The following is an 18361-nucleotide window of genomic DNA, read 5'->3' on the forward strand; positions in this document are numbered from 1 at the left end:
ACGCCCCCTCCGGAGGTATCCTGCGGCGTGGCGCGGTCGATGGGAAGCGCGGACCTGCCCCTGCACGGGGGGCGGGTGCCGCAGTGGCTGGGAGAGCGGATGACGCGCCTGGGCGGCGTGATCTCGCAGGCGATCGTCCACCATTACGGCCGAGACGAGCTCCTGCGACGCCTCGCCAACCCGTTCTGGTTCCAGTCCTTCGGCGCGGTAATGGGAATGGACTGGCACTCCTCGGGGATCACGACCTCGGTGATGGGAGCCCTCAAGCGCGGCCTCACGCCCATGTCCGGCGAACTCGGAATTCACGTCTGCGGTGGGCGCGGGAAGCACTCGCGGCGGACCCCTGAGGAGCTCTTCGACGTCGGCGAACGCGTCGGACTAGACGGCGCGGCCCTCGCCGTCACGAGCAAGCTCGTGGCAAAGGTCGATAGCGCAGCGGTCCAGGACGGCTTCGATCTGTATCTCCACAGCTTCGTCGTGGCAGATGACGGGAAGTGGGCGGTCGTGCAGCAGGGGATGAACCCCGACAGGAAGGAAGCGCGGCGGTATCACTGGTTGTCGGAGGGGCTCGAGAGCTTCGTGGAAGATCCGCACGCGGCCATCGAGGGTGCGGCGAAGGGGCGCATCGTGAATCTCGCCGACGAGCGCGCTCGCCGTGCCCGAGACGCGCAGCTTGCGTTGATCGTCGATGACCCGGAACGCGTGACGAGGGCCGTTCAGCACTGGAGCCCAGAGCTCGCTCTGGACGTCGAGAAACAGGATGCGGGCGCCATGGAGCCCATCACCCCGCAACCTGAATGGGAACCCGGCCCGCGTCTTCACCTGACGATGCCGAAGCGCCACGACGTGAACGCGTCCGACGTCGTACTGCGCCGCCTGCGCGGGACCATCGCGACGGCGCAGACAGCGGCCCCGCCGGACTTCCCCTCCCTCCTGCTCACGCCCGGGGTCGGTGCCCGCACGGTGCTGGCTCTCGCGATGGCGGCCGAGGTGATCCACGGGACGCCGTGTCGCTTCACCGATCCCGCGCGGTTCTCGCTCGCGCTCGGCGGCAAGGATGGCCACCCATTCCCGGTTCCGCTTCGAGTGTACGACGAGACGATCCGGGTTCTGAAGGATGCCGTTATGGCGGCAAAGCGTCTTCCGGGCGACGACCGGCTTGCCGCCATTCAACGCCTGGATCGCCAGGCGCGTTGGCTCGAGAAGGGTGCCGAAGGCCCCAGCTTCGAGGAGTTCGTTTCCCGTGAGCGCAAGCGTTCGCATTCGCTGGGTGGCCGCGCCGTCGGGGACAATCGGGGCGAGCGGAAGCCCCGGCGGCCCAGGGGGCAGCAGACGCTCCCAGGTTTCTGAGCGCCGGGCGGCGGCTCTCTGGTCGCGACGAACGTAGAATTCGCCGGGGCGGGGGTGGCGAGAGCGCGTCGCCTTTGGTGACTATGGGGCATGAGTCGACCGCGGATCTTCATCGATGGGCACGTCGGAACGACGGGGCTCCGCATCCGCGATTGGCTTGCTCCGCGCGACGACCTCGAGCTCTTGCAGATAGAGGAGTCGAAGCGCAAGGACCCGGACGCCCGCCGCGAGTTGTTGAATCGGGCAGATCTCGTGATCCTGTGTCTCCCCGACGCCGCCGCTCGCGAAGCGGTCACGTTGATCGAGAACGACACGACCCGGGTCGTCGACGCGAGCACCGCTCATCGTGTGGCGGACGGTTGGGTGTACGGACTACCGGAGATTAGTGCGGAGCATCGCGCATCTCTCGCGGCAAGTCGGCGCATTTCGAATCCGGGTTGTTGGCCGACGTCTCCGATCCTCAGTCTTCGACCGCTCGTCGACGAAGGGATCGTTCCGGCCGATGCTGCGATCTCCATCCACGGACTCTCCGGGTACAGCGGCGGCGGTCGCTCGATGGTCGAGAAGTGGGAGGACCCGGCGAATCGGCTGGTTGGGCTTTCGCACGAAGCTCCGTATGCGATGGAGCGTCGGCACAAACATGCGCCGGAGTTGCTGAAGTACTCGCACCTGTCGGCACCACCGCATTTTCTTCCGTCGGTCGGGCCATTTCGGTGTGGGATGCGAGTGGGTACTTCCCTTCATGCGGCGTCGCTCGCGCCGGGTGCGGATGGGAAGCGCATTCACGAGGTGCTCGCCGACTGCTACGCGAGCTCGAAGTTCGTGAATGTATGCGCGTATCGAGAACCTCTCGAGTCGGACGAGTTCACGTTCGATCCGCAGGCGTGCAACGACACGAACCGGGTCGACCTCCATGTCGCCACCCATCCCGACGGGCATGTTCTCCTGGTCGGTGTGCTCGACAACCTGGGGAAGGGCGCGGCCGGCGCGGCGGTTCAGAATCTCAACTTGATGCTCGGCCTCGACGAAGGCGCGGGCCTCACCGCCTGACCTAGTGTCCTGAGTCGAGCCGCTTGCCGAGCGAGAAGCGTTTCTCCACGGCGAACCCGATCCGCTCGTAGAACTCGACCACGGCCTGATTGTCGGCGCGGACCTGCAAGTTGACCTTGGGGCACCCGAGCTTGCGGAGGGCGTCTTCTGCCATCCCCATCATCCTTCGCCCGAGGCCTTCCCGTCGGTGTTCGGGTGCCACCGCGAGGTAGTTGATCCACCCGCGGTGGCCCTCGTACCCCGCCATCACGGAGGCGATGATTCGGCCGTCGCTCTCGGCGACGAACAGAAGACCGGGCTGAAATGAGAGCTTTAGGTCGATGTCCCGTTTCGGGTCATTCGATGGACTGACGAGCCCGCAGTGCTCCCAGAGACGGATGATGCCTGCCTGGTCGGCTGGAACGTACGTTCGTACGAGAAAAGATGCGCTACCGTCGGCCAATACGCCCGTTTCTCATCTGCACATCGCACGCGCAAGGACTTGACGAAGGGTGTACAAGAGAAACGGGTTCTCCGTTGGACAACATCGACCTCTCAGAACGAGCCCGAAGCGGAGCACGTGCGGGCTTCCCCTGGATCGCAGCCGTCTACGCGGCTGTCGGAGTGGTGTACATCGTGCATCCGCCCATCGAACCGGGTTGGTTGTATGCGGCGCTCGCGTTCTTCACGTCAAGTAGTTTCGTTTTTTTGTGGGCGTGGCTTCGAACCGCGCCGACGAGGTTGCTCGCGCCGCTGACGCTCGCCGCTGCTCTCACCGCGATCTTCTTTGCGTTGGCCTTCGTCGGCATTACCGGTGATGCGGGACAGACGACGACGTTGCTGATCACTCTGCTCGGGATCGGTTGTCTCGTTCTCGACCTCCGTACGATCGTCATCTCGGTGTTGGCTGGGACGTTGGGTTGGATCGCGTTGCTTCCGCTGCAAGCGCCGCCGCCGGCGGCGCACTGGAGTATCGACCTAGTGGCGACGGCTCTCTTGGCGATCGTAGTGACCGCAGTCCGACGCAGTACGTTCGTGGAACTCGAGATTCTGAACCGACAGAACCGTCTGCTCGTAGACTCCGCGGGCGAGGCGATCTACGGCGTCGACGCGGCGGGGCTGATTAGCTTCGTGAACCCGGTCGCGGAACGTGTCTTGGGACGGTCCCAGTCGGAGTTGCTCCGACAGTTGGAACACCCTCTCCTGCACCTCGAGCCGCGGGGCGAGCGGGTCTACCCCGCCGTCAGTTGTCCGTTCTGCCATCCGGCTCTCGACTCTTTCCGGACGGCTCTGCCGCTTCGGCGACCGAGCGGAGAGATTGCATGGGTCGAACTGACGCGCACCGACGCGCACGCTCCCGATGCGCTGCGTGCGGTGGTCACGATGCGCGATGTGACGGAGCAGACGTGGACGCAACGCGCTCTGCGCGCGAGCGAGGAGAAGAATCGCCTCGTCGTGGATACCGCCCTGGACGGCGTCGTCTCGATGGACCGCCGTGGACGGATCGTCGGGTGGAACCGCCAGGCGGAGAGGATCTTCGGTTGGACGCGCAGTGAAGTCGTCGGCCAACTACTGATGGATTGGTTGGTCCCCCCGTCCCTCAAACCGACGCTGATCGGTGAGGCAGAGCGGTACGGATCCACCGGCGACAGCCGCGTTCTGGGGCGCCGCCTCGAGGCCCGCGCGCTTCGAAAGAACGGAGAAGAATTCCCGATCGAGTTCTCTACGTCGTCGATCGGCACGGACAGCCAACAGCATTACACCGCGTTCGTGCGCGACATCACCGAGCGTGTGGAGGCCGCGGAGCGCCTTCGAGAGTCGAAGGAGGCCGCCGAGGCGGCCGCGGAGGTCAAGACCGAGTTCCTGGCGACGATGAGTCACGAGATTCGTACGCCGCTGAACGGCATCTTCGGGATGACGGAGTTGGCGATCGACACGACGGACGCCGGGGAGCGGAGCGACTTTCTCAACCGGGCACGTTCGTGCGCGCAGAGCCTCATGACGATCCTCAACGACGTGCTCGACTTCTCGAAGATCGAGGCCGGGCACCTGCCGCTCGAGAGGATCGAGTTCGAGCCGGAGAGTCTTCTCGACGGCGTGATCGACACGCTTGCCGCGGAGGCCCAGCGCAAAGGTCTCGAGTTGATCGGCTGCCTCGACCAGTCGGTCCCCGACCGGCTCATCGGCGATCCCGGACGGCTACGCCAGGTGTTGGTGAACCTGGGAGGGAACGCGATCAAATTCACCGAACGAGGCGAGGTGCTCATTCGCTTGTTTGCGGAACCGACGGCCGAGCACAATCACTTCATGGTGTCCGGGATGGTGCGTGATACCGGCGTCGGCATCCGGCCAGAGCACCAAAGCCGCATCTTCGAAGCGTTCACCCAGGCCGATAGCTCCACGACGCGTCAGTACGGCGGCACGGGTTTGGGCCTGACCATCGCGCACCGCTTGGTGGACGTGATGGATGGCACGATCGGGGTGGACAGCGTAGAAGGCACCGGGAGCGTCTTCTCATTCTCGGTTCCGCTGGCGGCCGAAGGGAACGGGACGGCGGAAGCGCCGCCTCTGCCGAGGGGATTTCGAATCCTGGTGGTGGATGACAACGAGGCGAGCCGCCGTCACCTGCTTCACCGTCTCCGGGAATGGGGTTGTTACGCCGACGGGGCGGCCGAGGGCACGACCGCGTGTACGCGCCTCAACGCCGCGTACCGCGAGGGTTCACCGTACGGCTTGGTCCTGATCGATCTCGACATGCCGGACCCCGACGGTGTCACGGTGGCTCGGTGGATTCGTGGAGCGGCGCAAGGGTCGAACGTTCCGATGGTGGCGCTCACGCCGCTTGCGACGTCGCCGGAAATCGAGGTCGAAGGGCTGGGCTTCCAGGCGTCCGTCACGAAGCCGATCAAGCAGAAGCAGTTTCGCTCCGCGATGACCGCGGTGTTCCGGCGTGCGGGCCATCGCAAAGGCCCGCCTGTGCGCGCGGTGCCGCGTCGAACGAAGAGAGCCTGAAGAGTCGGCTCAGCTTCCGCCCGGCTTTGGCTTGGCCTCGAACGCGACGAACACCAGTCCGGGCCCGCGCTGAACCTGCAGCACGGCCGCTTCTCCGCCGGGCAACTGATCGATCTCTTCTCGCAGCTGCTCGAGCGTGACGATGTCTGTGCCGTTCACGGCGATGATGACGTCACCCGGAACGAGTGGCATTTCGAACAATGGACCGTCGGCCGCTCGGCCGGCGACCGCGACCCCGCGCGAGATGCGCAGCGGGGGCAGATGTTTCGTGACCTCACTGTCTAGCTCGATACCCAGGATGCCGAGGCCGGGCACCAGGTTCTTCTCTGGGCGCACCATTTCGGCGATGCGCTCAGGCTCTCCTTCGCGCTCGCGCACGGAGACGTACTCCGTCGACTTTACGCCCGCGCGTTCGATCTCCATCTCGATCACGTCGCCGGGGGGATGCTGGTACACGTTGACCTCGAGCTGCCGGCCGTTCTCCATCGGCTTGCCGCCCATGCTGAGGATGATGTCGCCGATCTGGAGACCGGCGGCGTAGGCCGGCCCGCCGGGCTCGACGTCTCCGAGGACGACGCCACGGTCGCGACCGAGACCGAGGGCGTCCGCGAGGAGCGGAGTAATCGTTTGCGGGAACGCGCCGATGTTTCCGCGCCGGACACGGCCGTTCGTCTTCAGCTGCTGATAAACGGACTTCACGATGTTGCTCGGCGCGGCAAAGCCGATGCCTTCGCTGCCGCCGGAGTGGGACAAGATGAAGGTGTTGATCCCGACCAGATTGCCCTCGGTATCGACGAGGGCTCCGCCGCTGTGGCCCGGATTGATGGGTGCGTCGGTCTGGATGTAGACCATCCGGTCTTCGGGTCCGCGCTGACGCCCGAGGGCGCTCACGACGCCGAGAGACACCGAGCCGCCGAGGCCCATTGGGCTGCCGATGGCGACGACGAGCTCGCCCGTGCGGAGCTTGTCGGAGTCGCCGATCTTCACGGTCGGCAGGTTCTTCTCCGAGACCTTGAGCAGCGCGAGATCGGTTTCGCGATCGAGCCCGACGAGCTTCGCTTCGACCTGCTGGCCGCGCGGTCGAACGATTGAGTTCTTTCCGCCCTTGCCCTTGTGCTCGTGCGGCAGAACGACATGAACCTTCTGCGCGCCGCCGATCACGTGTGCGTTCGTGATGATGTAGCCGGAAGCATCGATGATGACGCCGGAGCCGGTCGAACGCTGTGTCGTGAGGAGACTGCTCGTCGCCGCGGAAGAGAGTCGCGCGGGGCCACCTGGTCCGTACCCGGTGGCGAGCACCTGGACGACGCCGGGCTGGACCCGTGCGACGAGGTCTTCGGTGGCGTCGCTTAGCGCCGTCAGATTGGTGCCGGCTTCGGCAGGTCCGGCCGCCGAGAAGAGAACCGTTGCGAGAACGGCCGCGCATGCGATCAGGCGTGCATTCATGAAGAAGATGGGTAATCGAAGAGAACCAGGGAAACACCCCGAGATGGGCTCCATGCGACGAAATCCCCGAAACCTCCGAGTTCCCGGCGCGCTCCTGCTGGCCGTTCTTCTGTGCTTGGCGCCGACCCCGGTGCCCGCCCTCGAGATGATCGAGACCTTCGATCGCGATTGGACCGCTCCCGATGCGGCCACCTGCCGCGGAGGGCACGGAGCCTTCGTCCGCCGGGTCACGAGCGGGGCCTGTGGGGATCCGGGCTCGTTCTCGTGGGAAGGTGCCCCCGGCGCGGAACACGGGGCGCCGGCGTGTCGGGGCGCGGCGGGCTGCGATGGTGATTCGGTCGCCGTCCACCGGTTCGCGGAATTCGAGGCGGACGGGGGACCCTTCGGAACGGCGAACCGGGGCGTACTCGAGATCATGACGACCCGCGACCGGCAGGCGTCGGAGACGGGCCGCCTGCGGGTGGATCTCCACGTCCACGAGGACGTCGCGGTGGGCGGCGCGGGAGAGCACTACCTCATCCTCCATAACCTCACCGTCACCGAGACCGCGTGTGACCGGGACTGCGCTGGTATCGCCGACACGGCGACGAGCCACGGGGACGGGCCGGACCGCTATCGGTGGTACGGGGTCATCGGGGGTGCGTTCGGCGAGCCCGCCGATCGCGACTCCCCGATTCGGGGAGGGAGCGTCGGGTTCGCGGTGGAAGTACCGAACGAGGTCTCGGAATCGGGAGGGCGGCCGAACGACCTGATCGACGTTTCGTACTTGCCCTATAGCGTCGGTGGAAAGGGCGTGGCGTTCCCGGCGGGGTGGTACCGGATCGAAATCGAGCGGGGCGCCGAGTCCTATCGGTACTCGGTTCTGCGCTTTGACGGGGCAGGCTTCGTTCCGATCGTCCCCGACGATGCCGCGCAGGGAGGCACGCACGAGCGTCGCTTTCCGACCGCATTACTGGCGGAACCCCTGGGCCGGGCCCTCCCCCCCGGCTACATCGGCCTCACTGTGGCCTGGTTCGGAGGAGCGGCGCGCGCGGGCGCGCATGTCGATTGGGACCATCTACGGGTGGACTGGTAGGCGCGGCTGCGTACAATAGGGCCTTGCCCAAGCCGTGCGGGCTCCGGCGTAACGCTCGATTCTCCTTGCTTGCTTGAGGATCCCTCCTTCCATACCGATATATCCGCAGAAGCCAGACTTTTTCCTTCAATTGCGCGGGCTTGCACCCGCGTGTTTCATTTTCGGGCACCCTGAGAGGCGATGTATTTTGTCTTGAGCACCGGGCGCGCCGGTAGCAGGACCATCGCTACCGCCCTCAATCAGATTCCGGGCACCGTCTGCCTGCATCACCCGCAGCCGGAGCTCGCGGCGGAAGCCACCGACTTCTACACCGGTGGTTCGTCGCGCAATGAGCTCGCGCAGACGCTGCGCGAGACCCGCGAGGCGACTGTCGACGGCAAGGTATACGGGGAAGTGAACCTGCAGCATACGCTGCTCTTCCCGATCCTGCGCGACGTCTTCCCCGAAGCCCAATACATCTGGCTGATTCGCGACGGCCGCGATTCCGTCGCGTCGATGTACTATCGCGGTTGGTACGACGAGGTGTATCCGCGCCAGGGCATCATGTGGCGGCGGGCCCGTCTGCATGGGGATCGCACCGGCGACTTCTCCTCGGAGGAGTGGGAGAGCCTCTCTAGGTTCGAGAAGTGCTGCTGGTGCTGGAGTAAGTACAACCGGTTGATCGAGACCGAGTTGTCGGGACTCGACGAGTCCCTGCACACCAAGGTTCGCCTCGATCGCCTCACATCCGCGATCCCTCGCTTGCAGGCATTCCTCGGGCTGTCCGAGCAAGGAAAGGTCGTCGTCGAGCAGCTGAACACCGCGCGGCAACCCGTGAGCTACTGGACTCGCTGGACGAAGACGCAACGCGCCTCGTTCGAGCGTTTTTGTGGTGAGGATATGGATCGCTGGTTCCCCGAGTGGCTTTCGCCTTCGGGCATCTGGCGGGATTTGGCGGCCGAGCCCGTGCACCACCCGGGCCGGGTCGAGTCGCTCGTCCGTTCCGGTCGAGCCACTGCGGAGAAGGTGAGTAAGAAGCTCGGTCGCGTGAGCGGCGGGCTCCCCGGATGACCGAGGCGGCGAGCCGCCCGGCAAACCCAAGTTAGGAAAACCATGAGCAGGAAGTTCGGTGTCGGCGTCGTCGGAGCGGGGGCAATCTTTCCCTCGCACCTGCAGGCGTACAAATATCTTTCAAAGCGCTTTCGGATCGTCGGGATCTCCGACACCGACGAGCTTCGCCTGCGCCAGGCAGGCCAGAAGCACTTCCTTCCGGTTTCGACGACGGACTACCGCGAGCTTCTCGCGCGCCCCGACATCGACATCATCGACATCTGCACCCCTCCGGGTGTGCATGCGCAGATCGTGAAGGACGCGCTCGTCGCGGGGAAGTGGGTCATCTCGGAGAAGCCTCTCGCCCCGACGCTGGCCGAGGTCGACGAGCTCATCGAGTTCGAGAAGCAGTACCCGGGCAAGCTCTCGACGGTGTTCCAGCGCCGCTACGCGACCGACGTCGAGCGCCTCATGCGGTTGAAGGACGATGAATCGCTGGGACGTCTCGTCGGCGGAACGTTTAATCGGACCGCGCGCGGCGCCTTCGTGCAGAACGCCAAGAACTGGGGCAGTTGGAAGATGTCCGGTGGCGGCACCGTGATGACCCAGTTCGTACACGAGCTCGATCTGATGTGTCTCGTCTACGGCGAGCCCGAGAGCGTCTCGGCGATGATGGATACCGTGCACCTCGACATCGAGTCGGAAGATGCGTTCGCCGCGACAATTCGATTTAAGAACGGTGCGATCGTGTCGTGTAGTTCGTCGACGGGAGTCGGCAAGTCGGGGGTCATGTTCGACGTCGTCGGTACCAATAAAGTCCATCGCTACGCGTCCAAGAGTGACGACGACGGCGGCGGCAGTGGGCTTGCCCGCTTGCAGACTCTCGCGACCAAGGTGGTCGAAAAGGGCGGCGACAAAATCAAAGGCAAGCTCGGACGCCCTACGAAGAAGAAGGGCGACGGTGGCAGCCACCGCCCCTACTTCGAGGCGATCCTGAAGGCGCTCGACATGGATCAGCCGTTGCCCGTGGGGCCGGCGTCGTCGCGACCCGCCGTGGAACTCGCGACGGGGATCTACACCTCGGCTATTCTCGGGGAGCCGGTCGTGTTCCCTCTCGGTTCGTCGGCGACGTACTACAACGGCATCACCGCCGAGATTTATCGCACTCGACCGGGTGCCGGCGGTGACAAGAATAATTTGACGGCGATCAGCGGGAGACAGGCAGGATGAGCGAAGCGGGCGCGAATGGCGCAAACGGCAAGCTGGCGATCTTCGGCGGCAAGAAGGCCGTCACGATAAAGCGCCCGACGGACAAGTGGCGCAAGGTCACGTTCAAGGACATCGTCTCGGTTCTCTACAGCGGCCTTCGCGACGTGAACACGATCTCCGATGGCCGTGGTGCGCAGGGTCAGTTCGAACAGAAGTGGGCCAAGATGGTCGGGACGAAGTACGGCCTCGCCATGAACAGCGGCACGTCGACTCTGCACAGCGCCTATTTCGCGGTGGGCTGTCGCCCCGGCGATGAAGTCATCGTGCCGGCGTACACGTTCTTCGCTTCGACCACGCCGATCCTGCAGACTGGTGCGACGCCCGTCTTCTGCGACGTGGACGAGAACACGCTCATCGCGGATCCGGAGCACGTCGAGAAGCTCATCACGCCGCGCACCAAGGCGATCTGTGTCGTTCACGTCTGGGGAAACCCGGGCAAGATGGACGCGTTCCTCGACATTGCGCGTCGACATCGCGTGGCGCTGATCGAGGACTGCTCACACGCGCCCGGCGCGACCTACGCGGGTCGGCCGGTTGGTTCGTGGGGCGACATCGGCTGCTTCAGCCTGCAGGGCGCCAAGGCCGTTTCGGGTGGGGAGTGCGGTATCGCGACGACCGACGATCCGGTTCTCTACGACCGGATGCTCGCTCTGGGGCACAACGGCCGCACGGGCAAGCAGCAGAAGGCCGGAACGTTCGAAGAGCTCGACAACATCAGCTTCGGCTTGAAGTACCGTCCGCACGTATACGGCGTTCTGCTCGCGGCGGGTGGCCTCGAGCGGCTTCCGATGCTCAACGACCTGCGACGCCGCAACTACGGGATCCTCGAGGAGGAGCTGCGCGGCTGCAAGGGAATTCAGCCGGTCGGCACGTACGACGAGGCCGAGCGAGGCGGCTTCCTCAACTACATTTTGAAGTACGATCCGAAGGAGTGCAGCGACTGGTCGCGCGAAGCCTTCGTCCAGGCCGCGAAGGCCGAGGGTGTGCCGCTGAACGTTGATCGCTACACGCAGTTCGGTCAGCGTTGGGCGCTTCTCCCCGACTCGCCGATGTTCCAGACGATGGATACGAGCGAACTCGGCGGCCCGATGGGTGTCGCGTTGGAGAACTTCCGCAAGAGTCGGGCGCCCGAGTTGCCGAACACGAGGAAGCTGGTGACGCGCTTGGTGTCGTTGCCGGGGTTTGCGAGTGTTCCGCCCGAGTACGTGCGTGAATGCGCGCGCGCTCTACGCAAAGTAGCGGAAGGCGCGAGCAACGTCAGCGACTTCCGCGAGGTCTAGCGCCGAGGTGCGCTAGCGCGCGGTTTCCGTTCGGGAGTCCTTGGGCCCGCAGGGCTTTCGTGTAGAGTCTCCTTCGCATGCGGCGGTTCGGGCTGATTCTTCTCGTTCTTCTGGTAGTGCTGGGCGGGGTACTGGGCCTCGCCCTGCTGAACGTGAACCGGTACTTGAACGAGAACCGGGATTGGATCGAAGAGCGGACGGAGTCCGCCACCGGCCGGCGCATCTCGTTCGGCGAGATCGGGCTGTCGCTCTGGGGCGGTTTCGGGGCTCGCGTTTCCGACCTGCAGGTCGCGGACGACCCGGCCTTCTCCGACGAGCCGTTCCTTCGGGCCGGCGTGGCTCGCGTGAAAGTCGCGATCCTGCCCGCGCTCTTCGGCAGAGTCGAAGTGCAGGAGATCGTACTCGAGGATCCGACCGTCCGCGTCATCCGCGATTTGAGCGGGATGAACTTCGAGACGCTCGGGGCCCCGGGCCCTGCAGAGCCTGCCGCTTCCGGGCCGCCGAGTTCCGAGGGCGACGAGAATGAGTCGGCCCCGCTGGGAATCGCGCTTCTGATCGGCCTCGTGACGATCCGCGACGGTGAGGTCGTGTACGTCGATCGCACGGTCTCCCCCGCGACGAGCACCGCCTTGCAGCACCTCGATGTGAGTGCCATCGGAGTCGGCAGTGACGATCCGGTGGAGGTGTCGTTCGCCGCTGCGGTGCTCGGAGCCGATGAGCCGAACGTGCGGATCGACGGGCAAGTCGGCCCGCTGACGTCGGCGACTGCCAAGAATGTGGGCGCGGTTTCGCTCGATCTCGCGGTTCGCATCGGCCCGGTCGTTCTCGACGAGATGCGAGGGCTTCCGGGAGCGGGCGAAGCGATGCCGCCGGAGTTGTCCGCTCCGGATCCTTTGACGCTCGTGGCGCGCATCCAGGGCAGCCCTTCGCGCCTCGGCTTCGAGGTGGACCTGGACGCGACGGCCGCGCGACTGGGCTACGGGGACGCGTTCCACAAGGGTGCCGGAGTCCCGCTCACACTTGCCGTGTCGGGTACGCAATCTTCAGAGCAGATCGATTTGACGAAGCTCGAGTTGGTGCTCGCAAAGCTGGAGCTCGGCGGCTCCGGAACGGTGAAGCTGGGCCCGGACGCGAAGATCGACGTGCGTATCGACGCCGACGGCGCGCCCCTCGCTGGGTGGAACGAGATCCTCCCCGCGCTCAAAGGGTACGACCTGGCGGGCACGGTCTCCGTTCACCTGAGCGTTGCGGGGAAGGTGGACGGGACGACACCCCCGGCGGTCACCGGGACAGTGGCGCTGGCGGAAGTCTCGGGGCAGCAAGAAGGATCGACCGACGAGATCGAGGGTCTGTCGACGAAGCTCGAGTTCACGGGCAAAGCGACCCGGTTCAAGGGGGACGTTCGGATCGACCGGGGCTCACTCGGCAACGTACCGTTCGATACGTTCGGCGCAGAACTCGCGATGGCGGACGACGTTGCGTCGCTCCAAAAAATCGAGATGAACCTGCTCGGTGGCTCCTACGAAGGAAAGGGTAAATATGATCTCCGTGATGCCGAAGCGCCTCGGTTCGATTTTAGTCAGGAGCTGCGCGGCGTCGACGTGAGCCGGATGCTTGCGAGTCAGTCGCCGAGCGCGGGGGGGCGAATGACGGGGCGCCTCTCGGGCAAGCTACAGGTGGCCGGCTCCGGCTCCGGCGCGGAGGCCGTCCACAAGACGCTTCGTGGAGACGGGAGCGTCGTGGTGACCGACGGCGTTCTGGTCGGGGTGAATCTCGCCGAGTTGGTACTCGAGAGCCTCACCGGAATCAGCGGGCTGACCGGCCTGCTCTCGGATGATCTCCGGACGAAGTACGCCGATCTCTTCTCGGCGGACGACACCACGTTCGAAAGGATGTCCGCCTCGGTCCTCATAGAGGACGGGCGTGCCCGCACGGACGACGCGATCGTAGCGGCGCGCGACTACACGCTGCGCGGCGAGGGTTCGGTCGCCTTCGATGGAGAGCTCGACTTCACCACGACGCTCGTTGCATCCGAAGAGCTGACCGGAGATGTGATTCGCAGCGTGCGAGAAGCGCGCTACATCACGAACGACGAACAGCGTGTCGCGGTCCGGGCCCGGATCGTCGGCGTCCTCCCGGACGTGAGCGTCAAGCCGGATGCGGAGTTCGTCGCGAAGGCCCTGACGAAGGGCGCGATCGGCGCCGGCCTCGAGCTTCTCGGCGGGGGAAAGAAGAAGGACGCCTCCGGCACGAAACCCGGCGCGCTCGCGGCCGATTCAGAGGCCGAACCGAAGCGCCCCGAAGACGTCGGAGCCGAGCTCATCGAAAAGGGGCTCCGCGGCCTGTTCGGAGACTGACCGGGCTCTATTGCCGCCGATTTCTCCCATCTGCCATCAAGCTGACGTCACTACTACGTTCTAGCCGGCATCGGGATCTACGGCGACGTCAAGAATGGAGCGACGCACTCGATCGGGTTCGCTCGGCCCTGCCCGAAGAGGCCGATCTGATCCTCATCGAACGTCTGTCGGAGTCAGAGGTCGGCGCCCGCGTGCAGTCTGCCCATCTCTTTCTCGCGATCTCCCCCGACGAAGCGTTCGGGCTCCCGCCGCTCCAGGCCATGTGCGCGGGTTGCTGCGTCGTCGGCTTCCCGGGGATGGGTGGCTTCGAGTGTCTGCGGCATCGCGAGGTCTTGCAGGCGACGGCTCGGAAGGGAACTCAGCGCCCGGCGAAGCTGCGGCGACGTTTGCGCGGTGCCGGTGCATCGTCGCCGCGATGCCAGGAGAATTCGTTGTTCTGTGAGCGCGTCGATCCGGGGCTACGGTCGAGTTCTCCCCGCATGGGCGCGCGGACTTGCATCCTAGGCAACGACTTCGCGGAACGGCGGATCGTCGCACGGGGACGCAGGACGAACTCCACGAGGAGGCACAGCGGCACGGAGACGATCATCCACAGTGCGACGCCGAGCCAACCTTCTACTTGCGAGAGGAAGGCCCAACCCGAACCGGCGAAGAGCAGCAGAAGCCCGACGCCGAGTGGGGCATCCCGTGCGAGTCTCCTCCTGCGTGCCGCATACTGAGCGTCCCTGCTGAAGCCGGGAGTAGTTTCCGCTAGACGCATTCGCCCCGACCATGGCGAAGCAGGTGGCGTCAGGCAAGCGCCAATGTGTCAGTTCGGTGAACGCGCGTTCAACTTTTCCGGTCGAGTGACGCCGGGTTTAGGTGGGAGCCTCACCCTGGATAGTGACGCGGTGAATCACTCGCGGCGCGTCCGAGTAGTCGGCGATCGCGTAGTGCATCGTGCACCGGTTGTCCCAGAATCCGATGTCGCCCTCTGTCCACCGGCGGCGGCAGAGGAATTCGGGCTGCGTCGAGTGGCGGTATAGGAAATCGAGCACGGCGTCGCCCTCTGCCATGGGCAGATTCACGATGTGAGACGTGAACGTGGGGTTCACGAAGAGACATTTTCGCCCTGTCTTCGGGTGGGTCCGGATGACCGGATGGTGGGCGCTTGGCAGGTCGAGTTTGGCGAATCCAGCCATGCCTTCGCCGATCTCGGTGCCCGGGTCGGCCGGATTCACCTTCGCCGAGAGCTCGCGCATGACCGTCTTCACCGTGCCCATGAGGTCGTGGTAGGCGACGACCCCTTCGAGATAGGTTTTCATCTTGTCGGAGAGTGCGTCGTAGGCCGCGTAGAGATTCGCGAACATCGTATCGCCGCCGTACTCGGGCGACGTACGCATGTGGAGGATCGAACCCATCGGGGGTTCCGGCGAGATCGTGATGTCGGTGTGCCAGAGGTCGGCGCGACCGCCCTCCTGACCCGCGAGCACGACAATCTCTTTATGATCGGGATGTGTCGGTAGATACGATGGATGGTCGGTGGTGAGTGAGCCGTACGCTTCCCCGAACGCGATGTGCTGCTCGGCGGAGATGTTCTGCTCGGGCAGGAAGACGACGAGGTGCTCGAGCAGTGCCTGTTCGATCGCGCCGATCGTCTCGCGGTCGATTCCGCTCTTGAGGTCGATTCCGTGGATCTCTGCGCCGAGCGATCCGGCGATGGGGCGAATGTCGAGCTGGGTCATTGTCGTGCTCCCTTCGGACTGCGCTTGTTTCCCGCCTTCGGCTTGAAGGTTCGGATGGCGATGTGATTTGTGGCTTCGAATCCGCCGGAGATGAAATCGATCAGCGCTGCGCCTCGTTCTCTCGCCTCGAGCGGTGCGGCGTCGGGTCCGGAGGTTGCGGCGGGGACCATCAGGTCGGCGAGGGAACGCAGGCTCGTCTCGAGTGCGATGCCGAGTCGAATGCTCACCAACTCGGGTGGCAGGTCCGGGAGCGCACGCTGTGCCATCGGGCCGATTCGCTCTATGCCGTTCCCGAAGTGTTCGCGGATGAACGCGGGATCGAGCCGGCGGTCGCTCCAGGCGCGGGCGATGAACCGCGCATAGCGAATGCCGTCGTCGCCTTGCTCGAGCACCAGGTCGAGGAGCGGACCGACGATCGCCTCGACGACCTGCCGGGCCGTCGGAGGATCGTCGTCGTTCTCGATTGCGTCCAGAAGCTCGCGCCGTTTCGCCATGAGGGCCGGCATGCGTCGCAGGAGGATGGCTTCGAGGAGCTTTTCCTTGGTGCCGAAGTGGTAGTGCAGCGCCGCCGGGCTGAGGCCCGCGGCGGCGTTGATCGCCCGAAGCGATACGCCCTCGAGGCCGCTCTCGGCGAAGAGTTCCTCGGCGACGTTGAGGATGCGCTCCCGTGCGGATCGGTCTGACATCTCTTCCGAGCATGGACTTATCAAATGATAAGATCAAGTGATAGGTGAGGCGCCGGTCGCTTTCAGGCCGATAGGGCCCGAGAGTCTGGTGAGGGCGGTTTCAGCGACCGAGGGCGGCCCGGACGGGCCCGACGAGAGTCTCGGCTATGACCTGGTAGCCGGCGTCGTTGGGGTGCACCCAGTCGATGTGGAGCGTCTCGTTGCCCCCCGAATCGAACACCGGGAGCAGGTCGACGAGGGCCACGTCCTCGGCGGCCGCAACCTCGCGCGTGATCTCCTGGTACACCGGGTGCGCATCGATGTTCGCGTCGACCAACGCGCGGGGATGTTTCCAGTGCGACGCGACACCGGCGCGCGTGTCTTCGTCGCTCAAGATGGGCGGGTACACCAGTAGGACCGGTTCGCTTCCTTTCTCGCGCAGCGTGCGGACGGTCGCGACGAGATTATCGCGGTACTGCACCGGTGAAATCGACGGCGTGAAGTCGACCAGTGGGGGGCGCGTGTCGGCCCGCGGCTGGGCCAGGTAGTCGAACATCGTCGCACACACCCGGCTCGCGAAGCACGCGTAGGCGCCGCGGCGGACCCACAGCTCCTCTTCGGCGGTTTGGTACGCCGGGAAGTGATCGTTGAACCCCGTCATCACCAAGGTGACCGGTGCGGGATCGTCGTTCCGTTCGGCGAGGAGTCGGGCGGACTGTGACGTGTATCCGGGAACGCCCAGATTTCGCACCGGCTCGCCGAGCAGGCGGGCGAGCGCCGCCGGGTAGGTGCGGCCGTTCACCGAACCGTACCCGAAGGTCGTCGAGTCCCCGATGCAATCGACAGTCGGTTTCTCCTCGCCTTCGCTGGTGAACCGATTGCCCGCTTCGTTAGTCGAGAACGGCTGGACCAACTCGCGGCCCTTCCATTCGAGGTGCGGCCTGAGTGTCCAGGCGAGGTCGCGGTCGGGCTGATAGAACGCCGGAAACTTCGGAAAGAGGAGGACGCGATCTCGGTTGTCGGGAGCGTGGTAGCCGACGAGCCGCAGAACCAGCTCGAGCACGATCCACGGCAAGAGGAAGGCGGTAACGAGCTTCGCCAGAGTTCGCATCAACTCCTCAGTCGCCCGCGCTTCTGCCGCGGCCGATCGCGATCTTGTACGTGAAGGACACGGGCGGAGTCCCTTCGTACCAGATGCCTGGTGTCGCCCCAATTGCGCACGCTACAACGACGGGCATGTTCACGAGTGTCGATCACATCATCGTCGCGGTATCGGACCTGGACGGGGCGACGTCCGACTACCGGACGCTTCTGGGCCGCGAGCCCTCGTGGCGTGGGGATCATCCGGGCCAGGGTACGGCGAACACGCTCTTTCGACTCGGCAACGGTTATCTGGAACTTCTCGCCGCGACCGGCGAGGGCGGTCTTGGGGATTTGGTCCGCCAGCGTATCGAGACCTCGGGCGAGGGCATCCTGGGCTTCGCGCTGCAGTGCGAGGACGCGGCGGCCTGCGCGACCACGCTCCGGGAGCGTGGGATGAGCCCCACCGATCCGGTCGACGGCTCGGGGAAGGACGAAAAGACGGGCGCCGAGCGCCGCTGGCGCAACGTCTATCTCTCCCCGGACGAGACCCGGGGCGTGCTTATCTTCGCCATCGAACACCAGTCCCCACCCGACGCGTTGCCCGACGCCGTCCCTACCCACGGCGACGAGGGGGCGGTGCGTGACTTTGACCACATCGTCGTGATGACCAAGGACGCCGACGGTGCTCGCGAACTCTACGGTGATCGTTTCGGAATTCGCATGGCGCTCGACAAGACGTTCGAGAAGTTCGGATCGCGGCTCGTGTTCTTCCGATTGGGAGGGATGTCCATAGAGATCGGTGCGTCTCTGAACGAGGAGCCCGACCCCGCTGCCCCGGACTCCTTGTGGGGCCTCGCGTACCGGGTGCGCGACGTCGCGGCGACGCAGGCACGGATCGCGAAGGCCGGCCTCGCCGTGAGCGAGGTGCGTGAGGGGCGAAAAGCGGGCACGCTCGTGTGCACGGCGAAGGAAGCGACGCACGGTGTTGCGACGCTTCTCATCGGTCCCGATCCGGGCGCCGAACGCACGGCTCATTGAAACG

The 18361-nt window shown here is 65.3% G+C and carries 15 protein-coding genes and 1 pseudogene; 9 read left to right on the forward strand and 7 right to left on the reverse strand.

What is annotated here, in order from left to right; all coding sequences use genetic code 11:
* The first annotated feature begins 27 nt into the window (after positions 1-27).
* Together P8R42_26915 and argC are read left to right on the forward strand one after the other, a co-directional pair.
* Positions 28-1284, forward strand: a pseudogene (locus P8R42_26915) (DUF763 domain-containing protein).
* Between the two features lie 156 nt (positions 1285-1440).
* Positions 1441-2400 carry an N-acetyl-gamma-glutamyl-phosphate reductase gene (gene argC / locus P8R42_26920; protein ID MDG2308226.1) on the forward strand — a complete coding sequence of 320 codons (960 nt, stop codon included), beginning with the start codon at positions 1441-1443 and terminating at the stop codon, positions 2398-2400.
* Between the two features lies 1 nt (position 2401).
* Here the strand turns inward: argC and P8R42_26925 are convergent, their stop codons facing one another.
* The gene (locus P8R42_26925; GenBank protein MDG2308227.1) at positions 2402-2842 is read right to left on the reverse strand and encodes a GNAT family acetyltransferase; all 441 of its coding nucleotides are present in this window, start codon (positions 2840-2842) and stop codon (positions 2402-2404) included.
* Positions 2843-2916: 74 nt separating this feature from the next.
* On the opposite strand from P8R42_26925, the gene P8R42_26930 reads away from it, so the two are divergent.
* Positions 2917-5391 (forward strand): PAS domain S-box protein, encoded by a 2475-nt coding sequence (locus tag P8R42_26930; protein MDG2308228.1) that lies wholly within the window; start codon positions 2917-2919, stop codon positions 5389-5391.
* Positions 5392-5400: 9 nt separating this feature from the next.
* Here the strand turns inward: P8R42_26930 and P8R42_26935 are convergent, their stop codons facing one another.
* The gene (locus tag P8R42_26935) at positions 5401-6837 is read right to left on the reverse strand and encodes a trypsin-like peptidase domain-containing protein (GenBank protein ID MDG2308229.1); all 1437 of its coding nucleotides are present in this window, start codon (positions 6835-6837) and stop codon (positions 5401-5403) included.
* A gap of 52 nt (positions 6838-6889) precedes the next feature.
* Here P8R42_26935 and P8R42_26940 point away from each other — a divergent pair, with 52 nt between their 5' ends.
* From P8R42_26940 to P8R42_26960, 5 genes are all read left to right on the forward strand, one after another.
* Positions 6890-7912 (forward strand): hypothetical protein, encoded by a 1023-nt coding sequence (locus P8R42_26940; GenBank protein MDG2308230.1) that lies wholly within the window; start codon positions 6890-6892, stop codon positions 7910-7912.
* Between the two features lie 192 nt (positions 7913-8104).
* Complete coding sequence (locus P8R42_26945) at positions 8105-8962, forward strand: hypothetical protein (protein ID MDG2308231.1); 858 nt, start codon at positions 8105-8107, stop codon at positions 8960-8962.
* A 42-nt stretch (positions 8963-9004) separates the two neighbouring features.
* Entirely contained in the window at positions 9005-10171 is a 1167-nt protein-coding gene (locus P8R42_26950) for a Gfo/Idh/MocA family oxidoreductase (GenBank protein ID MDG2308232.1), read from the forward strand.
* Complete coding sequence (locus P8R42_26955) at positions 10168-11490, forward strand: DegT/DnrJ/EryC1/StrS family aminotransferase (GenBank protein ID MDG2308233.1); 1323 nt, start codon at positions 10168-10170, stop codon at positions 11488-11490. The genes P8R42_26950 and P8R42_26955 overlap by 4 nt, the downstream gene beginning before the upstream one ends.
* A gap of 77 nt (positions 11491-11567) precedes the next feature.
* Positions 11568-13847 (forward strand): AsmA-like C-terminal region-containing protein, encoded by a 2280-nt coding sequence (locus P8R42_26960; GenBank protein MDG2308234.1) that lies wholly within the window; start codon positions 11568-11570, stop codon positions 13845-13847.
* A 173-nt stretch (positions 13848-14020) separates the two neighbouring features.
* Here P8R42_26960 and P8R42_26965 read toward each other — a convergent pair whose 3' ends face one another.
* The 5 genes from P8R42_26965 to P8R42_26985 form a co-directional block, all read right to left on the reverse strand.
* Entirely contained in the window at positions 14021-14170 is a 150-nt protein-coding gene (locus P8R42_26965; protein MDG2308235.1) for a hypothetical protein, read from the reverse strand.
* A 35-nt stretch (positions 14171-14205) separates the two neighbouring features.
* Entirely contained in the window at positions 14206-14607 is a 402-nt protein-coding gene (locus P8R42_26970; protein ID MDG2308236.1) for a hypothetical protein, read from the reverse strand.
* Between the two features lie 97 nt (positions 14608-14704).
* Entirely contained in the window at positions 14705-15571 is an 867-nt protein-coding gene (locus P8R42_26975; protein MDG2308237.1) for a TauD/TfdA family dioxygenase, read from the reverse strand.
* Positions 15568-16257: a TetR/AcrR family transcriptional regulator gene (locus P8R42_26980; GenBank protein MDG2308238.1), complete on the reverse strand. Its 690-nt coding sequence runs from the start codon at positions 16255-16257 to the stop codon at positions 15568-15570. The genes P8R42_26975 and P8R42_26980 overlap by 4 nt, the downstream gene beginning before the upstream one ends.
* Positions 16258-16357: 100 nt before the next feature.
* Positions 16358-17347 carry a GDSL-type esterase/lipase family protein gene (locus P8R42_26985; protein MDG2308239.1) on the reverse strand — a complete coding sequence of 330 codons (990 nt, stop codon included), beginning with the start codon at positions 17345-17347 and terminating at the stop codon, positions 16358-16360.
* 125 nt (positions 17348-17472) lie between these two features.
* Here P8R42_26985 and P8R42_26990 point away from each other — a divergent pair, with 125 nt between their 5' ends.
* Positions 17473-18357, forward strand: a complete 885-nt coding sequence (locus P8R42_26990; protein ID MDG2308240.1) for a VOC family protein — start codon at positions 17473-17475, stop codon at positions 18355-18357.
* Positions 18358-18361 lie beyond the last annotated feature (4 nt).

Source organism: Candidatus Binatia bacterium, assembly GCA_029243485.1.
Taxonomy (GTDB): Bacteria; Desulfobacterota; Binatia; order UBA12015; family UBA12015; genus VGTG01.